At 60.1% G+C, this 26418-nt stretch carries 22 protein-coding genes and 2 tRNA genes; 9 read left to right on the forward strand and 15 right to left on the reverse strand.

The window, feature by feature from the left end; translation table 11 throughout:
* Nucleotides 1–75: 75 nt before the first annotated feature.
* Nucleotides 76–1185, reverse strand: a complete 1110-nt coding sequence (gene mutY / locus QSV77_RS02140; RefSeq protein WP_302733871.1) for an A/G-specific adenine glycosylase — start codon at nucleotides 1183–1185, stop codon at nucleotides 76–78.
* A gap of 126 nt (nucleotides 1186–1311) precedes the next feature.
* Between mutY and QSV77_RS02145 the strand changes: the two genes are divergently transcribed.
* From QSV77_RS02145 to QSV77_RS02160, 4 genes are all read left to right on the forward strand, one after another.
* On the forward strand, nucleotides 1312–1776 hold the full coding sequence (locus tag QSV77_RS02145; protein WP_262516668.1) for a hypothetical protein: 465 nt from the start codon (nucleotides 1312–1314) through the stop codon (nucleotides 1774–1776).
* A 26-nt stretch (nucleotides 1777–1802) separates the two neighbouring features.
* Nucleotides 1803–2324, forward strand: a complete 522-nt coding sequence (locus QSV77_RS02150; protein ID WP_142839251.1) for a DUF721 domain-containing protein — start codon at nucleotides 1803–1805, stop codon at nucleotides 2322–2324.
* A 128-nt stretch (nucleotides 2325–2452) separates the two neighbouring features.
* Complete coding sequence (locus QSV77_RS02155) at nucleotides 2453–3133, forward strand: DsbA family protein (RefSeq protein ID WP_142839252.1); 681 nt, start codon at nucleotides 2453–2455, stop codon at nucleotides 3131–3133.
* Nucleotides 3134–3217: 84 nt separating this feature from the next.
* Entirely contained in the window at nucleotides 3218–6685 is a 3468-nt protein-coding gene (locus QSV77_RS02160; protein ID WP_302732375.1) for a chromosome segregation SMC family protein, read from the forward strand.
* A gap of 738 nt (nucleotides 6686–7423) precedes the next feature.
* On the opposite strand, the gene QSV77_RS02165 is transcribed toward QSV77_RS02160, so the two are convergent.
* On the reverse strand, nucleotides 7424–8401 hold the full coding sequence (locus QSV77_RS02165) for a VOC family protein (RefSeq protein ID WP_302732376.1): 978 nt from the start codon (nucleotides 8399–8401) through the stop codon (nucleotides 7424–7426).
* A 228-nt stretch (nucleotides 8402–8629) separates the two neighbouring features.
* Here QSV77_RS02165 and ppdK point away from each other — a divergent pair, with 228 nt between their 5' ends.
* Nucleotides 8630–11356 (forward strand): pyruvate, phosphate dikinase, encoded by a 2727-nt coding sequence (gene ppdK, locus QSV77_RS02170; RefSeq protein WP_302732377.1) that lies wholly within the window; start codon nucleotides 8630–8632, stop codon nucleotides 11354–11356.
* Here ppdK and QSV77_RS02175 read toward each other — a convergent pair.
* The 4 genes from QSV77_RS02175 to QSV77_RS02190 all read right to left on the reverse strand — a co-directional run bounded on the left by QSV77_RS02175 (nucleotide 11334) and on the right by QSV77_RS02190 (nucleotide 14474).
* Complete coding sequence (locus QSV77_RS02175) at nucleotides 11334–11606, reverse strand: hypothetical protein (RefSeq protein ID WP_302732378.1); 273 nt, start codon at nucleotides 11604–11606, stop codon at nucleotides 11334–11336. The genes ppdK and QSV77_RS02175 overlap by 23 nt on opposite strands.
* Before the next feature lie 160 nt (nucleotides 11607–11766).
* On the reverse strand, nucleotides 11767–12369 hold the full coding sequence (locus QSV77_RS02180; RefSeq protein ID WP_302732379.1) for a demethoxyubiquinone hydroxylase family protein: 603 nt from the start codon (nucleotides 12367–12369) through the stop codon (nucleotides 11767–11769).
* Between the two features lie 191 nt (nucleotides 12370–12560).
* Nucleotides 12561–12959 (reverse strand): hypothetical protein, encoded by a 399-nt coding sequence (locus QSV77_RS02185; RefSeq protein ID WP_302732380.1) that lies wholly within the window; start codon nucleotides 12957–12959, stop codon nucleotides 12561–12563.
* 150 nt (nucleotides 12960–13109) lie between these two features.
* Nucleotides 13110–14474 carry a dicarboxylate/amino acid:cation symporter gene (locus QSV77_RS02190; RefSeq protein ID WP_302732381.1) on the reverse strand — a complete coding sequence of 455 codons (1365 nt, stop codon included), beginning with the start codon at nucleotides 14472–14474 and terminating at the stop codon, nucleotides 13110–13112.
* A 759-nt stretch (nucleotides 14475–15233) separates the two neighbouring features.
* Between QSV77_RS02190 and QSV77_RS02195 the strand changes: the two genes are divergently transcribed.
* Nucleotides 15234–16154, forward strand: coding sequence for a DUF1499 domain-containing protein (locus tag QSV77_RS02195; protein ID WP_142839259.1), 921 nt, complete (start codon nucleotides 15234–15236; stop codon nucleotides 16152–16154).
* A 251-nt stretch (nucleotides 16155–16405) separates the two neighbouring features.
* On the opposite strand, the gene QSV77_RS02200 is transcribed toward QSV77_RS02195, so the two are convergent.
* The gene (locus tag QSV77_RS02200; protein ID WP_302732382.1) at nucleotides 16406–17314 is read right to left on the reverse strand and encodes an MBL fold metallo-hydrolase; all 909 of its coding nucleotides are present in this window, start codon (nucleotides 17312–17314) and stop codon (nucleotides 16406–16408) included.
* 203 nt (nucleotides 17315–17517) lie between these two features.
* Between QSV77_RS02200 and QSV77_RS02205 the strand changes: the two genes are divergently transcribed.
* A tRNA-Gln gene (locus QSV77_RS02205) sits at nucleotides 17518–17592 on the forward strand.
* A gap of 12 nt (nucleotides 17593–17604) precedes the next feature.
* Here the strand turns inward: QSV77_RS02205 and QSV77_RS02210 are convergent.
* From QSV77_RS02210 to QSV77_RS02225, 4 genes are all read right to left on the reverse strand, one after another.
* On the reverse strand, nucleotides 17605–17916 hold the full coding sequence (locus QSV77_RS02210) for a type II toxin-antitoxin system RelE/ParE family toxin (RefSeq protein WP_302732383.1): 312 nt from the start codon (nucleotides 17914–17916) through the stop codon (nucleotides 17605–17607).
* Entirely contained in the window at nucleotides 17906–18187 is a 282-nt protein-coding gene (locus QSV77_RS02215; RefSeq protein WP_302732384.1) for a type II toxin-antitoxin system ParD family antitoxin, read from the reverse strand. The genes QSV77_RS02210 and QSV77_RS02215 overlap by 11 nt, the downstream gene beginning before the upstream one ends.
* Before the next feature lie 236 nt (nucleotides 18188–18423).
* Nucleotides 18424–20157: a malate dehydrogenase (quinone) gene (gene mqo, locus QSV77_RS02220; protein WP_302732385.1), complete on the reverse strand. Its 1734-nt coding sequence runs from the start codon at nucleotides 20155–20157 to the stop codon at nucleotides 18424–18426.
* Between the two features lie 388 nt (nucleotides 20158–20545).
* Nucleotides 20546–20965 carry a hypothetical protein gene (locus QSV77_RS02225; RefSeq protein ID WP_142839282.1) on the reverse strand — a complete coding sequence of 140 codons (420 nt, stop codon included), beginning with the start codon at nucleotides 20963–20965 and terminating at the stop codon, nucleotides 20546–20548.
* A 264-nt stretch (nucleotides 20966–21229) separates the two neighbouring features.
* On the opposite strand from QSV77_RS02225, the gene QSV77_RS02230 reads away from it, so the two are divergent.
* A tRNA-Pro gene (locus QSV77_RS02230) sits at nucleotides 21230–21306 on the forward strand.
* A 668-nt stretch (nucleotides 21307–21974) separates the two neighbouring features.
* On the opposite strand, the gene QSV77_RS02235 is transcribed toward QSV77_RS02230, so the two are convergent.
* Nucleotides 21975–22844, reverse strand: a complete 870-nt coding sequence (locus tag QSV77_RS02235; RefSeq protein ID WP_302732386.1) for an FkbM family methyltransferase — start codon at nucleotides 22842–22844, stop codon at nucleotides 21975–21977.
* A 427-nt stretch (nucleotides 22845–23271) separates the two neighbouring features.
* The gene (locus QSV77_RS02240) at nucleotides 23272–23493 is read right to left on the reverse strand and encodes a hypothetical protein (protein WP_302732387.1); all 222 of its coding nucleotides are present in this window, start codon (nucleotides 23491–23493) and stop codon (nucleotides 23272–23274) included.
* 181 nt (nucleotides 23494–23674) lie between these two features.
* Between QSV77_RS02240 and QSV77_RS02245 the strand changes: the two genes are divergently transcribed.
* Nucleotides 23675–23821 (forward strand): hypothetical protein, encoded by a 147-nt coding sequence (locus QSV77_RS02245; protein WP_302732388.1) that lies wholly within the window; start codon nucleotides 23675–23677, stop codon nucleotides 23819–23821.
* A gap of 159 nt (nucleotides 23822–23980) precedes the next feature.
* On the opposite strand, the gene cysN is transcribed toward QSV77_RS02245, so the two are convergent.
* Together cysN and cysD are read right to left on the reverse strand one after the other, a co-directional pair.
* Nucleotides 23981–25462 carry a sulfate adenylyltransferase subunit CysN gene (cysN, locus tag QSV77_RS02250; protein ID WP_302732389.1) on the reverse strand — a complete coding sequence of 494 codons (1482 nt, stop codon included), beginning with the start codon at nucleotides 25460–25462 and terminating at the stop codon, nucleotides 23981–23983.
* The gene (gene cysD, locus QSV77_RS02255) at nucleotides 25462–26415 is read right to left on the reverse strand and encodes a sulfate adenylyltransferase subunit CysD (protein WP_137037238.1); all 954 of its coding nucleotides are present in this window, start codon (nucleotides 26413–26415) and stop codon (nucleotides 25462–25464) included. The genes cysN and cysD overlap by 1 nt, the downstream gene beginning before the upstream one ends.
* Nucleotides 26416–26418: the final 3 nt, after the last annotated feature.

The raw sequence follows: 26418 nt of genomic DNA on the forward strand, positions 1-26418 counted from the left end.
CTTCCTGCTTTCATCGAACATCAGCGCGTCTTTCAAACGCTCTAAATCTTTGAGTTGCATCGTCCCTGTCGAAAATCAATTTCGATTTTCGGGCCGATACGCGGATGGAATAGCTTGGATGATGACTTTTTTCATCACCGTTGGCAGCGCCTGCACGTCAAGATTTGTAACCGGCTCCCACCATCCGTCATCCGGGCCGGTTTTGAAGCTATCCGGCACCTGCGCGCGATAGACGGTGAGCCGCAGTTCGAAATGGGTGAAGACATGCACGATGACGCCCGCCGCCTGCCAGCCGGCGGCAAAGGGCGCGTGGCTCGCCTCCGTGCCGCCATCCACACGGGCGGTCCATGCCGTTGTCGGCACCTCGGTCATGCCGCCGAGAAGCCCGCTTTCGATGCGCCGCCGCAGCAGGATTTCGCCGCTCGGATTCACCGCCACGAAGGCCGCGCCGAGCCGCACGGGTTTGGCCTTCTTCGCCGCCTTCACCGGAAAACGCTCCGGCTCGTCACGCGCAAGCGCCAGACAGGCGCCATTGAACGGACAGAGTGCGCAGGCCGGCCGTTTCGGCGTGCAGATCGTCGCGCCGAGATCCATCATCGCCTGGGCGAAATCACCGGGCCGATCAACGGGCGTCAGCTCGGCCACCTTCGCTTTCATGGCCGGTTTGGAACCGGGCAGGGGAGCGTCTATGACAAAGAGCCGGGAAATGACGCGCTCCACATTGCCGTCCATCACTGCCGCCTGCCGGTTGAACGCGATGGCCGCCACGGCGGCGGCAGTATAATCGCCGATGCCGGGCAGCTCTTTCAGGCCCGCCTCGCTGTCCGGAAAAACCCCGCCATGGTCGCGCGCCACGGCTTCCGCGCATTTCTTGAGGTTGCGGGCGCGGGCGTAATAACCAAGCCCCGCCCAGGCCGCCATGACATCTTCGACCGGTGCTGCCGCCAGATCGCTGACGGTTGGCCAGGCGGCGAGAAACTTCAGGAAATAAGGCTTTACCGCCTGCACCGTCGTCTGCTGCAGCATCACCTCCGACAGCCAGACGTGATAGGGATCGGCGCGTTTTCCCTGTGCCGCCATGGCCGGAGACGTGCGCCACGGCAGCTCGCGATGGTGCCGGTCGTACCATGCCAGAAGTTGTTCCGCCGTCGGATGTGATATTTGTTGTCGCGCATATGTGTTCATCGCCGCTGAACATAGAGACGGCGCGGCAATCTGCAACAGCAGCCTGTCGTGGCGAGGCGGAAAACCGCATCCGGCGGTGAACGCCATGACATCGAGACCCACCATCTGTTTCAGGAGGACCAACCCATGCCGAACGCGCTGCTGGAAAACATACCTCAACCGCTCCTTCATATTGTCGGAGCTCTTCTCGCATTGTGCCTGATCATCAGCCTGCTGAACCGCATCGGTCGGCTGTGCTTTGGCACGCAGAACGGGGTCGCCCTGGTAACGGCGCGGGTAATCCGGCACATTCGTGAGCTGGAAATGACGCGGGAAAAACCGTCACGCCGCTTTCGGATTTTTGAATCGGGTTTCTGGGCGATTTTTTGCCATGGCCTGTGGATATATCTGTTCGTCGTTCTGGCCTGCATGTTGGTGATTGCTTTTATCTCGGATAAGCCGGGCATCCTTCATCTGAAGATTTTGGCTGCGGGCTATTTCCTCTTTGGATGTTGGGTGGCGGGAATGATACGCTTGGGCGCCCGCCGGGACTGGCGACGATTCCGTGCGCTGTTGCGCGGCGAAGAAGGTGACGACGGCGCGACCGCTTGAGGTCGTTTGCCTCTGTCGAGGAGAGCATGAAGAAACCTGCAGATTCGTTCCGCAAGGGCGTCGTACAGATCGCCGAAGTCGCCAACGGCATCATGGATCCCGTGCTGTCGAAGCGGGCGGGCATCAACACGGCGTTGCTCGGCTCCTGGGACGAGATCGCCGGCGACGACTTTGCCGATTGCACCCGGCCGGAAAAAATCACTTGGCCGCGCCGCGACGAGGGGCCGGATCGCGGCGGTTACCAGCCCGGCGTGCTGACCATCGCCTGCGAAGGCGCGCGCGCCTTGTTCCTTACCCATGCACAGGGCGAACTCATCGCCCGCATCAACGGTTTTTTCGGCTTTCCGGCGGTGCGCCAGATCCGGATCGTGCAGAAGCCGGTTTCGCAAACCATTGCCCGCAAAAGAAAACCGCCGCCGCTGCGTGGCGATGCGGCAAAACGTCTCGATGACATGATGCAAGGCATCGAGAGCGAGGCGCTGCGCAAGGCGGTGGAGCGGCTTGGCACGGCGGTGTTGCAGAAAAAGCCGCCGCGCAGGACGATTTGATGAAAGGCGCTGTCCTTGACTGGTCACAATTCTTTGACAAGAAGAGTTCAAAACCCCGCTTGTGATGAACAGGCCGTCGCTATATCGGAATCAACAGACAATAGAGTCTATTACCAACAGGTGCTTTCATGCATTTTCCCGAACTGACCATTTCCCGTCGCGGCCTTCTCGGCGGTGTTGCCCTTGCTGCCGTTGCTGCGGCCCTGCCGTTTGCCTTCACGCCCGGTATTGCCGAGGCGCAGGAATTGCCTGAATCCACCGGCGACGTGGATATGGCTGCGGTGATGAAGCCCGGCCCGCTGCCGGAAGCAGCGCTCGGTGATGCCAACGCACCCGTCAAGATCGTCGAATACATGTCGATGACCTGCCCGCACTGCGCCAACTTCCACAACAAGACCTTCGAAGAGATCAAGAAAAAATACATTGATACCGGCAAGGTCTATTTCGTGCTGCGCGAATTCCCGTTCGATCCGCGCGCTGCTGCCGCCTTCATGCTGGCGCGCTGCGCCCCTGAAGGCCAGTATTTCCCCTTCGTTTCCATGCTGTTCAAGCAACAGCAGAGCTGGGCTGTAGCCCAGGATGCGCGCGCCGCCCTGCTGCAATTGTCGAAAATGGCCGGTTTCTCACAGGAGTCTTTCGAGGCCTGCTTGACGAACCAGAAACTTCTGGATGATGTGAACGCAACCATGCAACGCGGTGCGACGGAATTCGGCATCAACTCCACGCCGACTTTCATCATCAACGGCAAGAAATACGCGGGAGACATGTCGGTTGAAAACATGTCGGCTGTCATCGACAAGCTGCTCTGATCGCCGAACCCTGAAAGAAACGGGCGGCGGATACTTCCGTTCGCCCGTTTTTTATTGCCTGTCTTGCGGCCGGAGCATGACGGCATGAAGTTCAACAAGCTGCGCGTTGTCGGTTTCAAATCCTTCGTTGAACCTTCCGAATTCATCATCGAGCCGGGGCTCACCGGTGTCGTCGGCCCGAATGGCTGCGGCAAGTCCAATCTGGTGGAAGCGCTTCGCTGGGTGATGGGCGAAAACTCCTACAAGAACATGCGCGCCTCCGGCATGGATGACGTGATCTTCTCCGGTTCCGGCAATCGCCCGGCGCGCAACACCGCCGAAGTTGGCCTCTATCTCGACAATTCCGACCGCACCGCGCCCGCCGCCTTCAACGATGCCGATGAAATTCAGGTGACGCGGCGTATCGAGCGCGAAAACGGCTCGGTCTACCGCATCAACGGCAAGGAAGCCCGCGCCAAGGATGTGCAGCTGCTATTTGCCGACGCCTCCACCGGCGCGCGCTCGCCCTCCATGGTGGGGCAGGGCCGTATCGGCGAACTCATCAACGCCAAGCCGCAAGCCCGCCGCCAGCTGCTGGAAGAGGCGGCCGGCATTTCCGGCCTGCATTCCCGCCGCCATGAGGCCGAGCTTCGTCTGCGCGCCGCCGAGACCAATCTGGAGCGGCTGGAAGATGTGACCGCCCAGCTGGAAAGCCAGATCGAAAGCCTGAAACGCCAGGCGCGGCAGGCGAACCGTTTCAAGATGCTGTCCGCCGATATCCGCGCCCGCGAGGCGACCCTTCTGCACATCCGTTGGGTGGAGGCGAAGGAAGCCGAAGGCGAGGCGGAAAGCGCGCTCAATCAGGCGACCAACATCGTCGCCGAAAAGGCGCAGGGGCAGATGGAAGCGGCCAAGCAGCAGGGCATCGCCAGCCTGAAACTGCCGGAACTGCGCGAGGACGAGGCCCGCGTTGCCGCCGCCCTGCAACGCCTGCAAATCGCCCGCACCCAGCTGGATGATGAGGCGAACCGCCTGCTGCGCCGCCGCGACGAGCTGGCGCGCCGTCTGTCGCAGCTTGGCGAGGATATTGTCCGCGAGGAACGGCTTGTATCCGACAATGCCCAGATACTCGCGCGGCTGGATGAGGAAGAGGCCGAACTCCTCGAAATCCTGTCCGATTCCGGGCGCCATGCCGACGAAATGCGCGAAGCCTTCGAAGCCGCCGCCGTCAAGCTGGCGGAAAGCGAAGCCATCTTCACCGCCATCACCGCCGAGCGCGCCGAGGCCGCTGCCGGCCGTCAGCAGCTGGAGCGGGCGATCCGCGATCTTTCAGACCGCAAGCTAAGGCTCGAACGGCAATCGCAGGAAGCAACGGCCGAGATCGAGGCCATCGACGAAAAACTCTCCGGCCTTCCCGACCCCGCAGAACGGCGTGAAGCGGTCGAGGCAGCTGAGATCGCAGTCGAAGACGCGTTGATCGTGGCGGAGGAGGCCGAGGCCGCCGTTGCCGAGGCACGTTCGGCCGAAGCGCTGGCGCGCGGGCCGCTGGAAACGGCGAAGAATCGGCTGAACGCGCTGGATACCGAAGCGCGCACCATCACCAAAATCCTCGCCTCCAGTGCCGCTGCCAATGGCAGTTTCACGCCGGTGGCGGAAGAAATGACGGTGGAACGCGGTTATGAGGCCGCCCTTGGTGCGGCGCTTGGCGATGACCTCGAAAGCCCGCTCGATGCCGCAGCACCTGCATATTGGGGTGGCAATGGCGACGGTGCTGGTGATCCCGCCCTGCCGCAGGGTGCAAAACCGCTTCTGGATTACGCCAAGGCGCCTGATGCGCTTAGACGTGCCCTTGCACAAATCGGCGTCGTTGCAGACGTATCGGAAGCCCGGCGCCTGTTGCCTTCGCTCAAAGCCGGCCAGCGGCTGGTAACGCGCGAGGGCGCCCTGTTCCGCTGGGACGGCCACATCGCCAGCGCCGATGCCCCGGGTGCTGCAGCACTTCGCCTGTCGCAGAAGAATCGCCTCGCCGAAATCGAAACCGAACTGGATGAGGCCCGCTCCATTCTGGAAGAGGCCGAAGACCAGCTTGCCGTGAAAACCGAGGCCATCAGAAGCAGCGAATTGCAGCTTTCGGACGTGCGCGACCGGAGCCGGCTCGCGACCCGTCAGCTTGCCGAGGCACGCGAGGCGCTGACATCAGCCGAACGGGCCTCGGGCGATCTTTTGCGCCGCCGGGATATCGTTTCCGAAGCGCTGAACCAGATCGGCGCGCAGATCGACGAGATCGCCGTTCAGGAGGAAAACGCCCGCATCGAAATGGAAGACGCGCCGGATCTTTCCGTGCTCGATCTCAAGCTGCGCGAAAGCCAGCTCGAAGTCGCGACTGACCGCGGCCTTCTGGCGGAAGCCCGCGCCCGCCACGAGGGCGTGAGCCGCGAGGCGGAAAGCCGCCAGCGCAGAATACAGGCAATCGGGCAGGAGCGTTCCACCTGGCAGTCACGGGCGGCAAGTGCGGCCGATCACATCGCCACGCTGCGCGAACGTGAGGAAGAGGCGCGCGAGGAAATCGCCGAGCTTGACATAGCGCCGGAGGAGTTCGACGAGAAACGCCGCAACCTCCTCAATGAATTGCAGAAGACCGAGGACGCCCGCCGCGAGGCCGCAGACCGGCTGGCCGAGGCGGAAAACCTGCAGCGTGCCGCAGACCGGGTGGCCGCAACGGCGCTTTCCGAACTGGCCGAAGCCCGCGAAAAACGCGGCCGTGCCGAAGAACGTCTGGTTTCCGCCCGCGAAAAGCGGCAGGAGGCGGAACATCGCATCCGCGAAACACTGAATACCGAGCCGCATATGGCCCTGCGCCTGACCGGCCTTGGCCCGGACCAGCCGAAGCCCGATATTCGCGACGTCGAGCGTGATCTCGACCGGCTGAAGATCGAACGCGAAAGGCTTGGCGCGGTCAATCTGCGTGCCGAGGAAGAGCAGGCCGAGCTTTCCGCCAAGCTCGAGGCGCTCATCAAGGAGCGCGACGATATCATCGATGCCGTGCGCAAGCTGCGGGCCGGCATCCAGAACCTCAACCGCGAGGGCCGTGAGCGGCTGATCGCCGCCTTTGATGTGGTCAATTCGCAGTTCCAGCGACTGTTTACCCATCTGTTCGGCGGTGGCACGGCCGAGCTGCAGCTGATCGAATCCGACGATCCGCTGGAGGCGGGACTGGAAATTCTCGCCCGTCCGCCGGGCAAGAAACCACAGACCATGACATTGCTTTCCGGCGGCGAGCAGGCGCTGACAGCCATGGCGCTGATCTTTGCCGTCTTCCTCACCAATCCCGCGCCGATCTGCGTGCTGGACGAGGTGGATGCCCCGCTCGACGACCACAATGTCGAGCGCTACTGCAACCTGATGGACGAGATGGTGGCCTCTACGGAGACCCGCTTCGTCATCATCACCCACAATCCCATCACCATGGCGCGCATGAACCGCCTGTTCGGTGTCACCATGGCCGAACAGGGTGTGTCGCAGCTTGTATCGGTGGATTTGCAGACCGCCGAACAGCTGCGCGAAGCCGTCTGAGGCGGCTTGTTCGGGATCAGCCCGGACTTTTGCTCAATGTGAATTTATCTGGCCGTATCACCCATTCGGGTGAGCGACATCACGCGACATTTTGCTATGTTTTCGAAACAACCAAGGGCTCTCACCAGACCCCACCATCCGGTTTCCTGTACCGGATGGAATGCCTTGCGAGGCCGCTGCCGTGGCCTCGCAAGGCTTTCTTTTCCGGGTTCAGAGGGCGATGTGGCTGCATGGCTGGTAATCGTTTCCGGGGCGCAAACCTCCTCCGTCATTCAGGCCTTCAGCCGGTATCCAGCCAGCCCAAGTCCTTGGGCTGAAAAGAGTCCTTCCCGACGCGCAGACCCGCGTCGGCTGGATTCCTGCGCAAGGCTACTGCCGTCCCGTTTAAATTTATGGATACCTTATATGGCTTGGAAGCTAGCGGTGAACGTTGCGCATTTTCTCGACGTCATCCTTGGGCTTGTCCCAAGGATCCAAACACGTCAAAAAAATCAATCCGTTGCAGCTCCTCGGGACAGGCCCGAGGATGACGTCGGAGTGTTTGGCGAGGTTTGCCATTTATAGGACGACGGCCATACGTCATTCCTGTCCCAATGCTCGAGATTTAAACCGGACAGTAGCGTTTCAAGGCCGGAATGTCGGAAGGAGATGATGCTGCGAAGCCCTCTAAACGCTTAACCCGCCGTAACCTTCAATCGCGCAGTGTGCTCCGCGCATGATACGGAGACCCACGACCACTCACCCCGGCACCAGCCGCAGCCGCGTGCCCCATGGGTCGATTGCCTCCACGACATTGTTCTCCATCTCCACCAGCACATAAGCGGCGGCCCGCAGCCGGGTCTTCTGCGCCTCAAGATCGTCGGGATTTCTGACGGTGAGGGAAAACCAGTCGAGGCCGGTTTCGGTGGCGTTGCGTTCCTTCGCGCCACGGCTGTTCCACGTATTCACCGCCAGATGATGATGATACCCGCCGGAGGAGAGGAACGATGCGTCCGAACGCGCATCCTGCGTCGGTTGCAGGCCGACGGCCTGCTCATAAAAGCCACGGGCGGCGGCGATTTCTCCGACCCGCAGGTGAATATGGCCGATGCGCATTCCGGCCGGGGCAACCTCGTAATGGTCGGTTTTGGTGTCGGTCAGCGCCACGAGATTATCGACATCCAGCGGTTCGGTGCCCATTTTCACCACCCGGCCGCTCCAGACCCATGCGTCTTTCGGGCGGTCGCTGTAAACCTCGATGCCGTTGCCTTCGGGATCGTTGAGATAGACCGCTTCGCTGACATTATGATCGGCGAAACCCGATAGCGGCACCTGCCGGAGCGCCGCATGCACCAGCCAGCGGGCGAGATCATCGCGGGTGGGCATCAGATAGGCGATGTGGAACAGGCCGGCGGAAGTGGGGCTTTCGAAATCTGCCGCCGGTTTGTGGACGAGATCGAGCAGCGGCACACTTCCGACGCCGAGCGTCACGCCTCTTGCCGTGCGTCCCACCTCGTTCATGCCAAGCACCGAACGGTAATAATCGATCATCGGATCAAGATCGCGCACCCGAAGTGCGGCCTGGCCGATATGTATGGGTGTCGTTAGGGCAAAGGGCAGGGCGGTGGCGGCATTTACGGCGGGCGGGCTGCCCTCGGCCTTGAGCGCACCGGCCAGCGCCGTGGCGGCGCAAGAAATTCCGGCAAATTTCAACGTGTGGCGGCGAGTAAATTGCATGAATAATCTCTTTGTCGGCGATGATAATGGCTTAGGGAACACTCCGTTTCTGCGCACTACACGAATGCGTCAGTCCTGCTGTTATTTTGTGTTTGCGGCAATTCTGGCGCGCAATTTGCCGCAATTATGCTGCACTGCGATGTAAACTGCACGTTGCGGCGTTCCCAACATGCTGGCAATGCTGTAGATGATAGAAAAATGACAACGCTTCTGGGTGGAGAGCGTGGAATGAAAAAATGGGTTTATACCTTCGGCAATGGTGCTGCCGAAGGCAGGGCAGGTGACGTTGCAATATTGGGCGGCAAGGGCGCGAACCTTGCCGAAATGGCAAGTCTCGGCCTACCCGTTCCCCCTGGCCTTACCATCATTACCGATGCCTGCGCCCTTTATCACAAGAACGGCCGCGATCTTCCCGAGGAATTGAAGCTGCAGGTCATGGCCGGCCTGCACGGCATGGAAACCGTGACCGGCAAGACCTTCGGCGGCAGCCAGTCGCCGCTGCTTCTTTCCGTCCGCTCCGGCGCGCGCGCCTCCATGCCGGGCATGATGGACACCGTGCTTAATCTCGGTCTCAATGATCGCACCGTCGAGGCGCTGGGCCACGATGCCGGCGACGCCCGTTTTGCCTGGGACAGCTACCGCCGCTTCATCCAGATGTATGCCGATGTCGTCATGGGCCTCGATCACGAACTGTTCGAGGAAATTCTCGAGGATGAAAAGGGCCGGCTCGGCCATGAATACGATACCGACATGTCGGCGGTCGAATGGCAGCACGTCGTTTCGCTTTACAAGAAGCTGATCGAGGACGAGCTGGGCGAAGCCTTCCCACAGGACTGTCACGTGCAGCTCTGGGGCGCCATCGGTGCTGTTTTCGCCAGCTGGACCAACCACCGCGCCGTGACCTACCGGCATCTGCACAATATTCCGGGTGACTGGGGTACGGCGGTCAACGTTCAGGCCATGGTCTTCGGCAATCTCGGTTCGTCTTCAGCAACCGGCGTCGCCTTCACCCGCAATCCTTCCACCGGCGAAGCGGAGCTTTACGGCGAATTCCTCGTCAATGCGCAGGGGGAAGACGTGGTGGCGGGCATCCGCACGCCGCAGTCGATCACCGAGGCCGCGCGGCTGGCATCGGGTTCCGACAAGCCGTCCATGGAAAAGCTGATGCCGGAGGCGTTCAGTGAGTTCCTGGCCATCTGCAAGCGGCTGGAAAACCATTATCGCGACATGCAGGATCTGGAATTCACCATCGAGCGCGGCAAGCTCTGGATGTTGCAGACCCGTTCCGGCAAACGCACCACCCGCGCCGCCATGAAGATTGCCGTCGATATGGTGGAAGCAGGCACGATTTCGCAGGAGGAGGCGGTCTGCCGCATCGAGCCCTCATCGCTCGACCAGCTGTTGCACCCGACGATTGATCCGGGCATTTCCCGCCCCGTCATCGGCTCCGGCCTGCCGGCCTCTCCGGGAGCTGCTACGGGTGAGATCGTCTTCACCTCGGAAGAGGCGGTTGCAGCGGAAGCCGAAGGCCGCCGGGTCATTCTGGTGCGCATCGAAACCAGCCCGGAAGATATTCACGGCATGCACGCCGCCGAAGGCATTCTGACGACGCGTGGTGGCATGACCAGCCACGCCGCCGTGGTGGCGCGCGGCATGGGCATCCCCTGCGTCACCGGTGCCGGTTCCATGCGCGTCGATATGCGCAACAAGGTACTGATCGGCGTCGGCTGTATGCTCAAGCGCGGCGATATCATCACGATCGATGGCTCTTCCGGCCGGGTGCTGAAGGGCGAAGTGCCGATGACGCAGCCGGAACTGTCTGGCGATTTCGGCAAGCTGATGATCTGGGCCGACAATCTGCGCCGCATGACGGTGCGGACCAATGCCGACACCCCGGCCGACGCCCGCGCCGCCCGTGCCTTCGGTGCCGAAGGTATTGGCCTCTGCCGCACCGAACACATGTTCTTTGAGGGCGACCGTATCCATGTGATGCGCGAAATGATCCTCGCCGAAAGCGAAAGGGGCAGGCGGGCAGCGCTTGACGAGCTTCTGCCGATGCAGCGTTCGGATTTCACCGAACTGTTCCAGATCATGCATGGCCTGCCGGTGACGATCCGCCTGCTCGATCCGCCGCTGCACGAATTCCTGCCGAAGACCGATGGCGAAATCGTCGAGGTGGCGGCCGCCATGGGCATGCCGCAGACCGTGTTCCGCCAGCGGCTGGATGCGCTGCATGAATTTAACCCCATGCTCGGCCATCGCGGCTGCCGTCTCGCCATTTCTTACCCCGAGATCGCCGAAATGCAGGCCCGCGCCATTTTCGAAGCCGCCGTTGAGGCAGCGCGCATCACCGGCGCGCCCGTTGTGCCTGAGATCATGGTGCCGCTGGTCGGCCTGCGCTCTGAGCTGGATTATGTCACCGAGGTCATCGATCGTGTCGCCGCCGCGGTGGCGCAGGAAACCGGCATGGAGATCGAATATCTGACCGGCACCATGATCGAACTGCCGCGCGCTGCACTGCGCGCCCATGTCATCGCCGAAGCCGCGGAATTTTTCTCCTTCGGCACCAACGATTTGACGCAGACGACCTTCGGCATTTCCCGCGATGACGCGGCGCGCTTCATCAACACCTATCAGCGCAAGGGCATCATCGAGCGTGACCCGTTCATCTCGCTCGATTTTGATGGTGTGGGGGAGTTGATCCGCATCGCCGCCGAACGCGGCCGCCAGACACGACCGGAACTGAAGCTCGGCATTTGCGGCGAACATGGCGGCGATCCGGCCTCGATCCATTTCTGCGAGGATGCTGATCTCGATTACGTGTCCTGCTCGCCCTTCCGCGTGCCGATTGCCCGCCTTGCCGCCGCGCAGGCAACGCTTGCTGCGCGGGCGAAGGAGGGGCAGGTGGCAAGCAATGTCGCCTTCATTCCCGTCAGGGGTTCTGTCGGACGATGATCTGACGCTCGACCACGACCGGCCTGTAGAACATGTCGCGGTTCATCTGCGCCTGCCATGCACGGTTATCGGCGCGGCGATCCATTTCCAGATCGAGAAGGCAACCCGCCATCGGGTCGGTGCCGGGGCGGAAACCATAACCCCGGCAAGTCGCCTCGTCCCGCGCCCGCCGCTCTTCCGGCGTCAGCGTCTGGCAGGCGGTAAGCGCCAGAATAGTGGCAAGCGAACCGAGGACGATGGAAACACGCATCTTGTTTCTCCCTTGAACATGACAGCCGTACGGCACTTATTGCCGCGATTGATACGCCTGTTTTCATATGGGGAAAAGCCGCATTGGTGCGGAAAGTTGCGTTTGCAACGAGAACCCTCTGCACTGTCATGCCGGCCCCTGGCCGGCATCCAGACCGCGCTCAGCGTCCAGAGTGTTCGGACCTCGCCATTTCCGCGCGCATCCAGCTTGAGTCCCCCCATGTCGAGAGCCAGATCATCAGATCGGTGAGAAAGCCGATAATCGGCAGCAGAAGCTTGTGGCCCAAACCGCGTGTCGTCTGGTTTTTCTCGGCTTCCTGCAGATGGGCCAATTCCTGTTCCTGAATTGAAGCGATAAGCCGGTGAAGCGCGGGATCTCTTGCTTGCAGGAAGGCCAATTGATCTTCCAGATGGCGGTGAACGGTGCTCTCAACGGCTTCGGTGCAAATCCAGACCATGTTGCGTCCGCCGAGTGCGGTGAGAAAGCCGAGAACGAGACCTCCAAGGCTCCAGAACGACATTATGCGACAAGGTTTTGCGTTTCTGTCTGGCATGGCCTCCCGGAACAGGCGGCAATGATCAATCTCGTCCTCCCGCATTTCCTGCAGAGCGGGCACGATGTCCGGAAACAACCAGCGAGCTATCCATATCTGCGCTCCGTAGATGCGAATGGCGCCAAATTCACCGGCGTGATTGACCTTGAGAATGCGGCGAATGGTAAGAGCTGGGTCATGTTTGCCGGAACTGCCAGACATTCGAAGCATTCTCAAAGCGTGTTCCAGTCCAGCCGAATTTAGCAGATTTTACCGGCGCGGTGCGGACTGTTGTCACCACCATTGATAAGTCCGTTTTTGCGCCGGGAAAACCCCGTCTCGGTGGAAAATGAGGTACGGCGGGCAGAAGATGCGGATCTGGTCGCCTCCGTCGATCGCAAAACAAAATGCTCTGGTTTCGTTTAAAGGCCGCGAAGAAAAGAGGGAGGGAAAAAGCCCTGCAGAATGAGCCAGTCACTCAATAACAGCGTGAGGATGGCGGCGAGAAAGATGCCACCCATGAAGGCGATGAGGCCAAGCGTGGCGCGTGTCCACCGGCGGGTCTGATAAAGATAGATGGCAAGGCCAACAGGCGCGAGCAGAATGGTTGCGACTTTGGCGGCAGAACTGCGCCGGATGTCCCGCTTTTCGGCATCTTCTATCTGCCACCAGGCAAACAGCGTGATGATGCCGATCATCTGGACGAGATCGTTTGCGGTAAAGGAACTTGGAGGTCCGGCGGGCCAGATGGCGGCGTCGATCAAGAGGCCGAGGGAGAGGAAGGCGAGCAGGGCGACATAAATCCAGTTGCGTTTCGCCATGCACAGGTCCCGCCGAAAGATGCATTGTTGTCTGTGCCGATATTGCTATCGACGAAACCATCGCCGTCAATCCCAAACTCTTATGGAGCAACGGAAGTGGCACACGTGGGGCGTTTCCTTTTCACCGGAAACGCCCCACGATTATCGTGATCAGGCCGGCGCCACTTCCCGGTCGTCGAGTGCGTCGATATCCTTGGCATTGTTATAGACGGCCTCATCGAGAATGCCTTCGCGCTTGGCGACGATGGTCGGCACCAGCGCCTGACCGGCAACGTTGACCGCCGTGCGGCCCATGTCGAGGATCGGGTCGATGGCGAGCAGCAGGCCCACGCCTTCGAGTGGCAGCCCAAGCGTGGAGAGCGTCAGCGTCAGCATCACCACCGCGCCTGTGAGACCCGCTGTTGCAGCCGAACCCAGCACCGAAACGAAGACGATCAGCACATATTCCTGAATGCCGAGCGGCACCTGGAAGAACTGCGCGATGAAGATCGCCGAAATCGCCGGATAGATGGCGGCGCAGCCGTCCATCTTGGTGGTGGCGCCGAGCGGCACGGAGAAGGCGGCATATTCGCGCGGCACGCCGAGGCTCTTTTCCGTCACGGTTTCGGTGACGGGCAGCGTGCCGATGGACGAGCGCGAAACGAAAGCGAGCTGGATGGCCGGCCATGCGCCTGCAAAGAAACGTGACGGCTTCAGGCCATGGGCGATCAGCAGCGCCGGATAGACCACGAAGAGCACCAGCGCGAGACCAATATAGACGGCCGCCGCATACCAGCCGAGCTGCGAAAGCGTCGTCCAGCCGTATTGGTCAACCGCACGGCCGAGCAGGCCGATGGTGCCGATGGGGGTGAGGCGGATGACCCACCAGAGGATCTTACGCACGATGGCAAGCAGCGACTGGTTGAAGGCAAGGAACGGCTCTGCCGCCTTGCCGGCTTTCAGCGCTGCAACACCAAAGGCAATCGACACTACCAGCAGCTGCAGAACGTTGAAGTTCAGCGAGGTGCTGCCGGAACCGTTATTGATTTTGGTAGACGCTTCAAGGCCGAAGACGTTGGCGGGAACGAGACCCTTGAGGAAGTCCAGCCAGGAGCCGGTGGAGGAGGGGGCTGCCGCTGCCGTATTGGCAATCGCCGTGTTGACACCCGGCTGAATAACAAGGCCGAGCACGATGCCGATGACCACGGCGATGAGCGCCGTGATGGCGAACCACAAAAGCGTCTGCCAGACGAGCTTTGCCGCATTGGAAAGGTTCTTGAGATTGGCGATGGAGGCGACGATGGCCGTGAAGATCAGCGGCGGTACCAAAGCGCGCAGGAGCTGCACGAAAATGCTGCCGATGGTCTGCAGCGTCACGGAAAGCCCGTTCGGGCTGCCGGCGGCATCGGGACCGATGTTGCGCGCAACGAGCCCGAGCAGCAGGCCGATGACCATGGCGATCAGAACCTGAAAGCCGAAATTGCGATAAAAGGGTTTAGGCCCGGAGGGGCCGGCGGACGTCGTTGCCTGTGACATGACATGTCTCTTTATTGTGCAAGAAAACGAGAATGTTGCACTTTTTACACGCATTCTCGAGGGAGGTCGCTGAGGATACGCCGATTTCCTCAGCAATTAAGGGATGAGCTTGCGTATTTGTTGCATTGTCGGGGAATTATTCTCTTAAGCGGCGACAATGCGGAAAAATATTCCCGTTTCCTGTTGCTGTGGCCGCTTAGTCTACCGGAGCGATGCCGGAGGCCGGGGGAGCGTCTGCATTCGGCAGGAGCGTTGCGCACCCGGGCCACGTCCACTGCTGTCCGGTTTAAGTTTCTGGATGAGGCACAAGACTCTCATTCGAATAGGCTTTCCGGATTTTTGCCTTAACCGGACACCAAAGAAGAGCAGCGTCGTCCGATGGGAAGGAAAGTCATGCCAATTGCGCCGACGTCATCCTCGGGCCTGTCCCGAGGATCTGCCAACGTATTGATTTTATTCAACGTGGTTAGACCCTCGGCACAAGGCCGAGGATGACGTCGAGTGAATGTTCACCCTTCATCATCGACTTTAAGGCGACAGCGACCTGCCCGGAAATTTAACCCGACAGCAGTGGATCATGTCCGGCATGATGGAAGAGAGGTCTTCGGAGGTTGTGAGCACGCTTTACCCGCAGATCGGCTCCCTCCTTTGTTTTCCTCGCCGCAAATCCGGTCTATGACATCATATGCAGGTGATTCCCTTGCCAGATTTCGGGTGCAACGCTTTTACGCCAATGCGATCTTACGGATATCCGCTTCCATGACTGTGCGTTTCGTCCGGCCTTTTTCGGTTGCAGCCTATCTTTCCCGCTATCTCGGTCTGGCGGCGCTGGCGCTATTTCTGATTGCCGCCTGTGTCCACCGGTTTGGACCACTGACGACGCCTGACCTCGTGGGGTTGCTGATAATTGCCGCCGGCATCGCGTTGGCGGCGGTGCTTCTGGCGCTGATCGGCCTTGAGCGACTGTGGACAAAGGGCGCGCGCGGCGGACTTTCGGCGCTTGCCGCTCTTCTCCTGTCGGCCCTGCCGCTCGGTGTGGTCGGTTACGGCGCATATCTTTATTGGCAGCAGCCGAAGATTTACGACATCTCGACCGACCTGACCGACGTGCCGGAATGGCTGGTGACGCCGGTGGCGAACCAGCAATGGCTGGCAAGGCCCGCCATGGTGGCAAAGGAAGACCGGGACGCGCAGGCGATTGCCTATGCCAGCCTCGCCGGCCGCCGTTATGAAGGCGCGATCGACCGCATCTATGCCGCCGCCAAGAAGATGGCCGCTGCCCAGAATATCCGCATCAGCCACACAAGAGGCGTCATCGGCGCGGAAGAAGCGCCCTCCACCGGCATTCCAGAACAGGACAAGACGCCCCCGGCTGAAGAAGGCCCGGTGGAAGACCTGCCCTCCATCGTGCCGGTGCCCACGGCCCGGCCGGCCGAGGCGCCGCAGCCCACCTTCTTTAATGGCAGCGGCGTGGTGTTGATGCAGGGCGAAACGCGCACCCGCATCTGGGGCCTGCGTTTTGATATCCTCATCCGCCTCAGGGAAGAGGCGGAAACCACCATCGTCGATATCCGCGTCGCCTCGCGTTATGCCCCGCATGATCTCGGCATGGGGGCTGCTATCGCCGAGGCCTATCTTGATGCGCTGGATGCGGAAATGCAGGGGTTGAACGACAATTGAGGTGTAGTTGACGCTACGCGTCGTCTTGATGGAGGACGAGAGGTCGCCACCTCTTTCTTCTCCCCGCCGGGGAGAAGGTGGCCCGAAGGGTCGGATGAGGGGGCAACGTTGCCGAATCCCTCTACCCTCGCCCCCTCATCCCGCTGCCGCGACCTTCTCCCCCTCGGGGAGAAGAAACAAGCAGTACCCGCTCGCCCACGGCGAAAGACGCGGCAAGAGATGAGGCTAAACGATCCTCGAAAGCCCCCCCGTCAGGCCGGAAAATACTCACCCAAGAGCGAAGGCGTACCATCCGTCCGCACCTCGCCCTTTTCGATCAGGTCTTCGATATGCGCCAGCACGGAAAGTGCGGCTGCCCCGTGCAGGCGCTTGTCGGTGCTGGCATAGATCACCTTCACCATGTCGGCGATCAGCCTGTCCCCGTCCCGGATACGCTTCAGAACCGCCTTTTCCCGCATGCGGCGGTGGGCGCGTAAGCCCCGCATGAAGGCGGCGGGGTCGGTGACCGGCCCGCCATGGCCGGGCAGGAACAGCCGGTCGTCGCGGGTAAGCAGCCGCTCCAGCGAGGTCATGTAATCGCTCATCGCCCCATCCGGCGGTGCAACGATGGTGGTGGCCCAGGCCATCACATGATCGGCGGAAAAGACGATGCCGCTGCCATCAAGCGCAAAGGCGGCGTGATTGGCGGTGTGGCCCGGCGTATGCAGCGCGGTCAATGTCCAGCCATCGCCGGAAAGGCTCTGCCCGTCGCCAAGCGCGATATCGGGCACGAAAGCCGTATCGGAGCTTTCGGCAAATGGGTTGGTTTCACCCGCATAGAGCGGCCGGGCGGCGCGGTGCGGACCTTCCGCCACCGTCAGCGCGCCGGTCACCTGCTTCAGCCCCCGGGCAAGCGGTGAGTGATCGCGATGGGTGTGGCTGACGAAGATATGGGTCACCTCACGGCCGTCAAGCGCCGTCATCAGCGCCTGAAAATGCGCCTCATCCTCCGGGCCGGGATCGATGACGGCGACGGAGCGGTTGCCGACGATATAGGAATTGGTGCCATGGAAGGTGAAGGCGGAAGGATTGTTGACGGTGAGGCGCTGGACCAGCGGGGCGACAGGAACCGCCTCGCCATAGGCCGGCTTGAAATCGAGATCGAATGCCGGGTCCGCCATCAAGACCTCCTGAATGAATGCCATGCCGCCAGTGCAGACGGCGCCCGCCGCACAATCGCCAAGCCCTATCATGCCGTCTGCGGCACGGCATCCAAAAAGCTTGGATTTTGTGAAAAAATTGGTCGCCGGGTCATTGCCGCGCCGGTCCGGCTTTGCTAATCAGGCGCGGTTCAGGCAGCGGCGTTTTTCTTTCGCTGCCCTGTTGGGGCGTCGCCAAGCGGTAAGGCACCGGTTTTTGGTACCGGCATTCCCAGGTTCGAATCCTGGCGCCCCAGCCATCCATTCCAAAGTCAGAAGAATGTTCGCAGGTCCCGGCGACCATCGATCACGCGAATGATTTCCACAAAATATATTTCGCCGTCATCGGTATCCGGCACGGTTTCGTAGAGAATGACATAAGGTGCTTCGACGAGCATACGGGCAGACGGAAAAATTTCCGGATGGCGTTCGCCAAGATGGGGATGGTCGACCAGACTCTCCGCCTTGGCGCGAAACCGAGCGAAGTATCGTTCTGCGGCAAGAGGCTGTGATTTGCCAATATCGAGATAGATTTTCTTCACATCGCTGCGTGCGCGGGGTGTCCAGACAAGCTTAATGGTCACGATTTTTCAGCGAAGCCAGTTCTGCACGCGCTTCATTCAGCGCCTCGTCAAAATCCACTTCGGTTGAACTGCCGCTGGCTTTGCCCTCAGCCCACAACGCGCGCAGCTTGGCGATGTCGTCGCGTCGTTGGAGCCATTTTGCAGACCAGTCTCGCATCGCTTCACGTATGACTTCGCTGCTGCTGGCATAAGCGCCGCTTTCCACGGCATCACGCAAGATTTCGACGTGCTGGGGTGTCATCGAGACACTGATCTTTTCAACGTTGGCCATGCGTCATCTCCGTTGATCTGGTAGGAATTATTACTACCAAATTGCTTTGGGCACCAGATATTTCAGTATCGACTCGCTCGATGGTACTAGATGCCGGGGAGCCTGAAATCCTATCCTCCGTCATCCTCGGGTCAGGCCCGAGGATGACTTCGTGTGTGGAGATAGTTGTCTTTCAACAAAAAACGCCGCGCATCCAGAGACACGCGGCGTCCAATCTTAAATCTCGCGACGATGCCTTACAGCGCGATATCCGGCACCTTCTTCACCGGCTCACCCGCAGGCGCCGCGCCGGCGCCCTTCAGCGCATCAAGGTCGATCTGCGGTGGGGCCGGCAGTTGCAGGTGCTCGGCGGTGTAAGCCCATTCCTCACATACCTTTTCCGGATCGTCATTGAGCTTGGTGCCGTAGCTCGGCACGATCTGGCGGATCTTGGCCTGCCATTCCGGCGTTGCCACCTTGTCCTTGAACACCTTTTCCAGGACGCTGAGCATGATCGGCGCTGCGGTCGATGCACCCGGCGAAGCGCCGAGCAGGCCGGCGATGCTGCCGTCCTGTGCGGAGACGACTTCGGTGCCGAGCCGCAGCACGCCGCCCTTTTCTTCGTCGCGCTTGATGATCTGCACGCGCTGGCCCGCCTGCCACAGGCGCCATTCGCCCTGCTTGGCATTCGGGAAGTATTCCTTCAGCGCGGCAAAACGGTCGTCATCCGACATCATCAGCTGGCCGGCGAGATATTCCACCAGCGGATATTCATCGATGCCCACCCGCACCATCGGCCAGGCGTTGCTGGTCGTGACGGAGGAGACGAGATCGAAATAGGAGCCTTCCTTCAGGAACTTGGTAGAGAAGGTGGCGAAAGGTCCGAACAGGATGACGCGCTTGCCACCCAGCACGCGGGTGTCGAGATGCGGCACCGACATGGGCGGCGAGCCGACCGAGGCCTTGCCATAGGCCTTGGCCAGATGCTGCATCGTCACATCGGGGTTTTCATTGATGAGGAACGAGCCGCCCACCGGGAAGCCGGCATAATCATCGGCTTCCGGAATGCCGGACATCTGCAGCAGATGCAGCGCGCCGCCGCCGGCGCCGATGAACACGAATTTCGCATCCACCACCTGTTCGGCATCGGTCTTGGTGTTGGCATAGGTCACGCGCCAGCTGCCATCGGCATTGCGCTGAATATCGGAGACTTCGCTATTGACCTGCAGGTCGAAATTCTGGTCACCCTGCAGATGCGACACGAACTGGCGGGTGATTTCGCCGAATTCCATGTCGGTGCCGAGCGGCGACCAGGTCGCGCCGATCTTCTGGGAGGGATCGCGGCCTTCCATCATCAGCGGCACCCACTTCTTGATCTGCTCGGGGTCGCTGGAATATTCCATACCGGCGAACAGCGGGCTGGCCTTGAGCGCCTGATAGCGCTTTTCCAGATAGGCGATGTTCTCATCGCCCCAGACGAAGCTCATATGCGGCGTGTGGTTGATGAAGGAGCGCGGGTTCTTCAAGACGCCGTTGCGCACCTGCCAGGCCCAGAACTGCCGGGAGATCTGGAAGGACTCGTTGATGTTGATCGCCTGGGTGATCTTGATGTTGCCGTTGTCGTCTTCCGGCGTGTAGTTGAGTTCCGCCAGTGCGGAATGGCCGGTGCCGGCATTGTTCCAGCCGTTTGAACTTTCAAGAGCCACGCCATCCAGCCGCTCCAGCATCTGCATCGACCAGGTGGGCTCCAGTTCGCGCAGCCACACACCGAGCGTCGCGCTCATGATGCCGCCGCCGATCAACAGCACATCGACCTTCTTGGCGGTCGTGTTGGCGAGAAGCGGAGAGGAGGGCAGTGCGGCTGCGGCAATCCCGGCAAGCGCGCCACCCAGAACCTGTCGACGGTTCATTGGAAAAGCGTGGGAAAGGGAAGTGTCCTGGGAGAGATCAGTGAGCTGGGATTTGTCTTGATTGATGGGAGTCACGGCCATACCTGATTCTTGTTTTGTGTTAAAAACATTCCTCCCGACCGCCCCGTTATAGCAAAGCGCAAAGCGGCACAACCCGGACTCTTTCACTCCAGTTCAAGCACTTTTGCAGGTGGCTGGTCGGGACATATGGTCGCAACGGCATTTTTTACGGTCTTGCGGATTGTCAGTTTTATGGATGCGAAGATCAGACAGGTCTTTCAAACGGTTGAAAGCGGTCTCTGGGCCAAATATCGCGAAACGGCCCACAATCCAGTGCCTGTGGGGCGCAATGGAACGAGCCACGTGATTTTAGGCAAAAGTTTTTTCAGGAAAATGACAATAATCCCGAAAAAGTGAAAAGGCCCGCCGTTGCGGGCGGGCCTCGTTCGTTCGGTTTCGGGCCGAAATCTTAGTTTGCGGCGAGGAATTCCGCGCAGTAGCTGGGGCCGTTGACGCCGGGGCGGTCGGAGACCGTGCGCACCGAGGTGATCGTATAATTGCTGGAAACGACCAGCTGCACCGTGCAGGAGAGCGAGGCGGTGCGGGCGGGCGAAATCTGGCGACCCTTCTTGCCGTCCTTGCCTTCTTCGAACTTCGCCGGAATTGTGGCCTTCTTGTAACCGCCGCGCCAGTTATAGACGGTGGAGCTGCCCGATTCCGTGTCGCTCAGCGGCGGGCCAAATTTTGCGAAGAAAATGCCTGCCGACTGACCGACCCAGCGTGTTTCCACGGGGCTCTTCTGGGTGAAGGAAGGCACGGAGCCTTCCGATGTCGTGCAGGCGGAGAGCGCAATGGCGAGCCCTGCGAGCGTTACGCTGCGAAATAGCATGGTGAAATGTCCTTTGTGCCGTGTCCGGCATCCCGCCGGTCATTCCGTTCCCCTAGCAGATTTGGCGGCGGCGGGCAGGGGAGGTAAGCGGCTTGACGAAAATTTCCTGCCACAATTGCTTTTTTGTAACGTTTTTCAGCCCTGCGCCCCTTGTCGCAAGCGGTTGGCGAGGCTGCCTCACTGCGGGGAGGAAACTTGTCATAAAAAATGCAATAAGCCGCTTGTCGAATGCCGGAGGCTGGTCTATAGAAGCGCCGCTGGTCACGGAGTGTAGCGCAGTCTGGTAGCGCACCACGTTCGGGACGTGGGGGTCGGAGGTTCGAATCCTCTCACTCCGACCAGCTTAAACAAAGATCCCGAAATTTTTTCAAAATTTCCCGAAAGTTTAGGAATTTCTATCTCATCCTAACGGACCGCTTAGAAAGCGTTCGCTGCTTGAGTCTGAAAATCAGGGCTGGCGTGCGAATAGATCCAATCGAACTCTTCTGAAGTCATCCCCAAAGATGCGGTTGCCTGTTCGATTTCAACACCTGCTTGAGCAAGCCAGGTTGCCCCGTATGGCGCAACACATGCGGCGTCATGTCGTCCAAACCTCAGCGCGAATCGTCCAGAAAGCTTTATGCGGCTTGACGATCTTCTATGCGGCATAGTTCACGACATAGTGGAGAGTGACTTCGCGCCCTTCCTAGTCCTTCGCCGTATCGGCGGTGTGCCAGTAGCGCAGGAAGCGGAGAAGGCGAGGCGGGACATTAAACGGTGTCTTGCGCTCGTTATGGACTATGACTGTCATTTCCTAAAGAGTTCATTCACACGCCCAAGCATGGCCATGTCTCTTTCGTCCGGGCCGTTTTCTGGGCGCTCTCCTCGGCATAGACGATAACGATATAGTCAATCGTCGCTTCAGACGAACGACTTCCGCGCTCCGGTCGGTACCTGGCTGCGAGGTGTTCAGATCAGACGCTATTCAGGACGCAGGCCGAGAAATCGACGCAGCAGGTCGCCCACTAGTTCAGCCGTCTACGCCATTCGAAACGCGCAGCAAGCGAGGGCTGATAAAGATCGCATCGGCCCAGCACAGTTCGTTCGATCGCTTCAATCCGTATTGCCAATCATAGACGCGGTACAGGCGATAGCCGAGTGAGTTGAGGTAGGTCGCGATGTCCCAGAAGAGCGGTTGGCCTTCATAAAGGTGCTCGAACTCGACCTCAAGGCAGAGCAAATCGATAGCTCCGGCAGCCAGCAAGGCTGCCCCACCTTTCAGGGCGGCCAATTCAGCCCCCTGAATGTCCATCTTGAGAATGTCAATACGATCCCACCCCTTGCTTGCCGCCAGGCTGTCCAGAGTGGCGGTTTCGATGTCAACTTGCTCAACTTCACTCGCTTGACCATGCCAATACGACAGGTCGCCAATCGGCAGTAGAGAATGCGTGCCGTCATGCGAGTTAATGTGAAGCGAGGCTTTGCCGGCATGCTCGGCTAGCCCCAAGCGTGACAAGCGGACACGATCGCCATAAGGGCGCAATAGTTCTGCCGCCTGACGATTGTTGGCTTCGTCTGGTTCAAAAGCAAAAATGCGGGCAGATGGGAAAGCATCGAGATATTCGATCGTAGAATGCCCGTGGTGAGCGCCAACATCGAGGATGATGGACGGCGTCGGCACCAAGCGGCGCTGGTCATCAAGCATGCTTGGTTGGACGGGCGGTAACGCCACTGAGGCTGCGCCTTGCCTGAAGGCATCGTCTACCGAGTTTTTAAGACCCTCGATCTCATCCCGCATCAAATCCAGCCGAGAATACGCGGATCGAGCGAATGGGACGCGCCGCAGACAGCTCTCAACGAGCGCGCGGATCGCCTTGTTCTTATTGTTTTCGCCCGTCAAACATCTTCCCCCTCAAAGCTTCCGAACAGCAGCTTCATAGCCTTAGCCTCGTATGACGAGCATTTCAATCTTTGCTCGATCTCTGATTTGCGGACCGCTTGGATAGAAGCGGAACAGGCGAGAACAAATAGAGTGCGCCTACCCCAGAAATCTTGGGTTTTCCCAAAGCCTTCATCGTTCCGGACGTGGAGGTCGGGGGTTCGATCCCGATATTTCCTGAAAATCCCTGATGCAAAGTCTCGTGTCGGACCGACGCTTGAGACCCCGGCCGTTTGATGTTCAGTCGCCGACTGCTCGGTACCGACGCCCGCTTGTGCCCTCAATTAGCAATTGCACGAGCGTTTCTCATTCTCGTCATTGCGAGGATGAGAAAGGTAAACAACGGCCGGACGCCGGTAAGAGGCAGTAGGACTAATCCAGTCGACCATTAGCGGTAGCGGTGGTCACCACGCCATTCGCGACGATCACGCCAATCCCTCCGGTCGCGCCAGTCGCGACGATCATAGTCGCGGTAGTGGCGATCGCGGTCATAGGTGCGGTAATACACGCCAGTCGTATAATATCCGCCGCTCCGGTATCCTCTGTCGTCAACACAGCCGCTCAGGATGCCAACCGAAACCAGACAGATCGCTGCAGTCAAAATTTTCATGATCTTCATCTCCCAATAACGGACCCCAACGCGTGCTGGAGTACGTAGTTCCATGGTTGAGAGAGTGACGTGTCGGCCATTAACCGGGCCTGAACGCGGTTCCACGGGATTTCCTGAGGATAGGGTTGTCGCTACGCGATGGGTGACGGCGCAGGCTCCAGCGCCGATTTGGCGGGGTACCATGGCGAGCCATCTTCTCGATTTTTCCCGCCTTCGCAAACCTGATGCTTTTGACGTTATCAACTGCGAGGAAGCCAATGTCGGCTCAGCCGAAGGGAACGCAAAAGCACTTCAGCCGTTATCCATTCACAACAACGATGGAGGATAATATGCTGAAGGGTATTGCATTGTGGGCTATGGGCGTTCCGATCTTCGTGATCATTCTGCTTTATATGTTCGTGTTTTAAGCGGCGCCTCACACCAACGGCACGCAACGAAAAAGGCGACCGCACTGCGGTCGCCTTTTTTGTTTGCATCGGAAACTTTCTCAGTCCAGATCGCTGATCAGCCTTGAGGCCGCGGCCACATCGGTGCGGCGAATGTCGATCTCGTCACGGTGTCTGGCCAGCAATTCGCTTGCCAGCAGCTTTTCCGCAAGATCGGCGGGCAGCGAGAGAATGACCCGGTCGCCCTTTTCTTCCGTCGCACCAACGCTGCGTTTACCGGCGATCATGCCGCCTGCAACCGTGTTGTTGGTGTCGGGGTCGATCAGGATGAAGGAGCCGGTCGCCCGGTTCTGTTCATAGGCATCGAAAATCGCCGTCTCGTCGAAGGAGAGCCGCACCTTGCCGATGGCGTTCATCGGCAGCGAGGTCTCATGCGCCTGCCATTCGCCTTCCTTCAGGTTCAGCTGGCTGATTGGCTGCACGCTGACGCGCTGGCGGCGGCTGCCGCTTTTCAGCCAGTAGCGCTTGCCGGCCTCGATGCCGCCGGGCTGCAAGGCCACGATCTGCGCATCGAAGGCAAGGCCCGTCTGCGGCTGCGCCTCGATGGAAACGATCATGTCGCCGCGCGATACGTCCACCTGACGGTCAAGCACGAGGGTGACGGCATCACCGGCGACGGCAGCGTTGCGTACCAGATCGAAAGTGACGATCTGCTTGACATTGGCGACCATGCCAGAGGGCAAAACCACGACGCTGTCGCCCGGTTTCACCGAACCGCCGGCAACCGTACCCTGATAACCGCGGAAGCTCTCGCCCGGCCGCGAGACGCGCTGTACGGGCAGGCGGAAGCCGCCGGACTGCGCGGAGCGCACGGTGGCAAGCTCCAGCGTTTCCACCAGCGTCGGGCCTTCATACCATGGCATGGAGGCCTTGCCTGATAGCACGACATTTTCGCCCTTCAGCGCCGACATCGGAATGGCGGTGATCTGCTTGATGCCGAGATTGGAGGCGAATTCGCGGAATTCGTGGGCGATCAGTTCGAAACCGGCCTTGTCGTAATTCGTCAGGTCGATCTTGTTGATCGCCAGCACGAATTGCCGGATGCCCATCAGCGCCGCGATGGTGGCGTGACGGCGGGTCTGTTCGAGAATGCCGGTGCGTGCGTCGACGAGCAGCACGGCGAGATCGGCTGTCGAAGCGCCGGTCGCCATATTGCGGGTATATTGCTCATGGCCGGGGGTGTCGGCGACGATGAAGGCGCGGCGGTCGGTGGCGAAATAACGATAGGCAACATCGATGGTGATGCCCTGTTCGCGCTCGGCCTGCAAACCATCCAGCAGCAGTGCGAAATCGGGCAGGCCGAGATCGTTCTGCTTGCCGCTGTCGCGGTGCAGGGTGGCGGCCTGGTCTTCCTTGACGGCCTTGGTGTCCCAGAGAAGACGGCCGATCAGGGTCGATTTGCCGTCATCCACGCTGCCGCAGGTGATGAGGCGCAGCGGACGCGTATCGCGTGTTGCCTTCGAATGTTCGGCAAACGGCAGAATGGTGGCGGAAGAGGGGGGATTGATGGCGGCGGCACTCATCAGAAATACCCCTCGCGCTTCTTTTTCTCCATCGAGCCGGACTGGTCGCGGTCAATCGCGCGGCCCTGCCGTTCGGAAACGGTGGCGATTTCCAGCTCGGCGATCACGTCCTGAAGCGTCGCCGCCTCGGAACGGATGGCGCCGGTCAGCGGGAAGCAGCCGAGCGTGCGGAAGCGGATCGAGCCGTGCTTGATCTCTTCGCCGGGCAGCAGTTCCAGCCGCTCGTCTTCGGCAAGGATCATCATGCCGTCACGCTCGATATAGGGGCGCTCGGCGGCGTAATAGAGCGGCACCAGCGGAATGTTTTCCGCCTCGATGTAACGCCAGATATCGACTTCGGTCCAGTTGGACAGCGGGAAGGCACGCACGCTTTCGCCCTTGCGAACCATGCCGTTATAGATGTTCCACAGTTCCGGGCGCTGGTTGCGCGGGTCCCATTTATGATCGGGCGTGCGGAAGGAGTAGATGCGCTCCTTGGCGCGGCTCGCCTCTTCGTCGCGCCGTGCGCCGCCGAAGGCGGCATCGAACTGGCCGGCATCCAGCGCCTGACGCAGCGCTTCGGTCTTCATGATGTCGGTGTAAAGCGCCGATCCATGCGAGAAAGGCGTGACGTTCTCCGCCGCACCGCGCGGATTGGTGTGGGAGATCAGGTCAAGATCATATTCCTTGACGATATTGTCGCGGAATTCGATCATTTCCTTGAACTTCCAGCCGGTATTGACGTGCAGCAGCGGGAAGGGAATGCGACCCGGGAAAAACGCCTTGCGCGCGAGATGCAGCAGCACGGACGAATCCTTGCCGATGGAATAGAGCATCACAGGGTTATCGAATTCGGCGGCGACTTCGCGGAAAATATGAATAGCTTCGTTTTCAAGCGCCTTCAGATGGGGATCGAGCGGCGGCTTGGATGCGACAGTATTCTTGCTGTCCGTCTCGTGGACTGCGTTGGACATTGT

The sequence above is a fragment of the Agrobacterium sp. V1 genome (assembly GCF_030518355.1).
GTDB lineage: Bacteria > Pseudomonadota > Alphaproteobacteria > Rhizobiales > Rhizobiaceae > Agrobacterium > Agrobacterium cucumeris.

Coding starts and splice junctions, on each gene's coding strand:
- QSV77_RS02190 (WP_302732381.1), bottom strand. CDS start 14,474: ATGTCACAGGCAACGACGTCCGCCGGCCCCTCCGGGCCTAAACCCTTT.
- QSV77_RS02240 (WP_302732387.1), bottom strand. CDS start 23,493: ATGAAAATTTTGACTGCAGCGATCTGTCTGGTTTCGGTTGGCATCCTG.
- QSV77_RS02165 (WP_302732376.1), bottom strand. CDS start 8,401: ATGCAATTTACTCGCCGCCACACGTTGAAATTTGCCGGAATTTCTTGC.
- QSV77_RS02175 (WP_302732378.1), bottom strand. CDS start 11,606: ATGCGTGTTTCCATCGTCCTCGGTTCGCTTGCCACTATTCTGGCGCTT.
- QSV77_RS02245 (WP_302732388.1), top strand. CDS start 23,675: ATGGCGAGCCATCTTCTCGATTTTTCCCGCCTTCGCAAACCTGATGCT.
- cysN (WP_302732389.1), bottom strand. CDS start 25,462: ATGAGTGCCGCCGCCATCAATCCCCCCTCTTCCGCCACCATTCTGCCG.
- QSV77_RS02200 (WP_302732382.1), bottom strand. CDS start 17,314: ATGGCGGACCCGGCATTCGATCTCGATTTCAAGCCGGCCTATGGCGAG.
- QSV77_RS02180 (WP_302732379.1), bottom strand. CDS start 12,369: ATGCTTCGAATGTCTGGCAGTTCCGGCAAACATGACCCAGCTCTTACC.
- QSV77_RS02150 (WP_142839251.1), top strand. CDS start 1,803: ATGAAGAAACCTGCAGATTCGTTCCGCAAGGGCGTCGTACAGATCGCC.
- QSV77_RS02195 (WP_142839259.1), top strand. CDS start 15,234: ATGACTGTGCGTTTCGTCCGGCCTTTTTCGGTTGCAGCCTATCTTTCC.
- QSV77_RS02145 (WP_262516668.1), top strand. CDS start 1,312: ATGCCGAACGCGCTGCTGGAAAACATACCTCAACCGCTCCTTCATATT.
- QSV77_RS02215 (WP_302732384.1), bottom strand. CDS start 18,187: ATGGCCAACGTTGAAAAGATCAGTGTCTCGATGACACCCCAGCACGTC.
- QSV77_RS02185 (WP_302732380.1), bottom strand. CDS start 12,959: ATGGCGAAACGCAACTGGATTTATGTCGCCCTGCTCGCCTTCCTCTCC.
- QSV77_RS02160 (WP_302732375.1), top strand. CDS start 3,218: ATGAAGTTCAACAAGCTGCGCGTTGTCGGTTTCAAATCCTTCGTTGAA.
- mutY (WP_302733871.1), bottom strand. CDS start 1,185: ATGAACACATATGCGCGACAACAAATATCACATCCGACGGCGGAACAA.
- QSV77_RS02155 (WP_142839252.1), top strand. CDS start 2,453: ATGCATTTTCCCGAACTGACCATTTCCCGTCGCGGCCTTCTCGGCGGT.
- cysD (WP_137037238.1), bottom strand. CDS start 26,415: ATGTCCAACGCAGTCCACGAGACGGACAGCAAGAATACTGTCGCATCC.
- QSV77_RS02225 (WP_142839282.1), bottom strand. CDS start 20,965: ATGCTATTTCGCAGCGTAACGCTCGCAGGGCTCGCCATTGCGCTCTCC.
- mqo (WP_302732385.1), bottom strand. CDS start 20,157: ATGGCCGTGACTCCCATCAATCAAGACAAATCCCAGCTCACTGATCTC.
- ppdK (WP_302732377.1), top strand. CDS start 8,630: ATGAAAAAATGGGTTTATACCTTCGGCAATGGTGCTGCCGAAGGCAGG.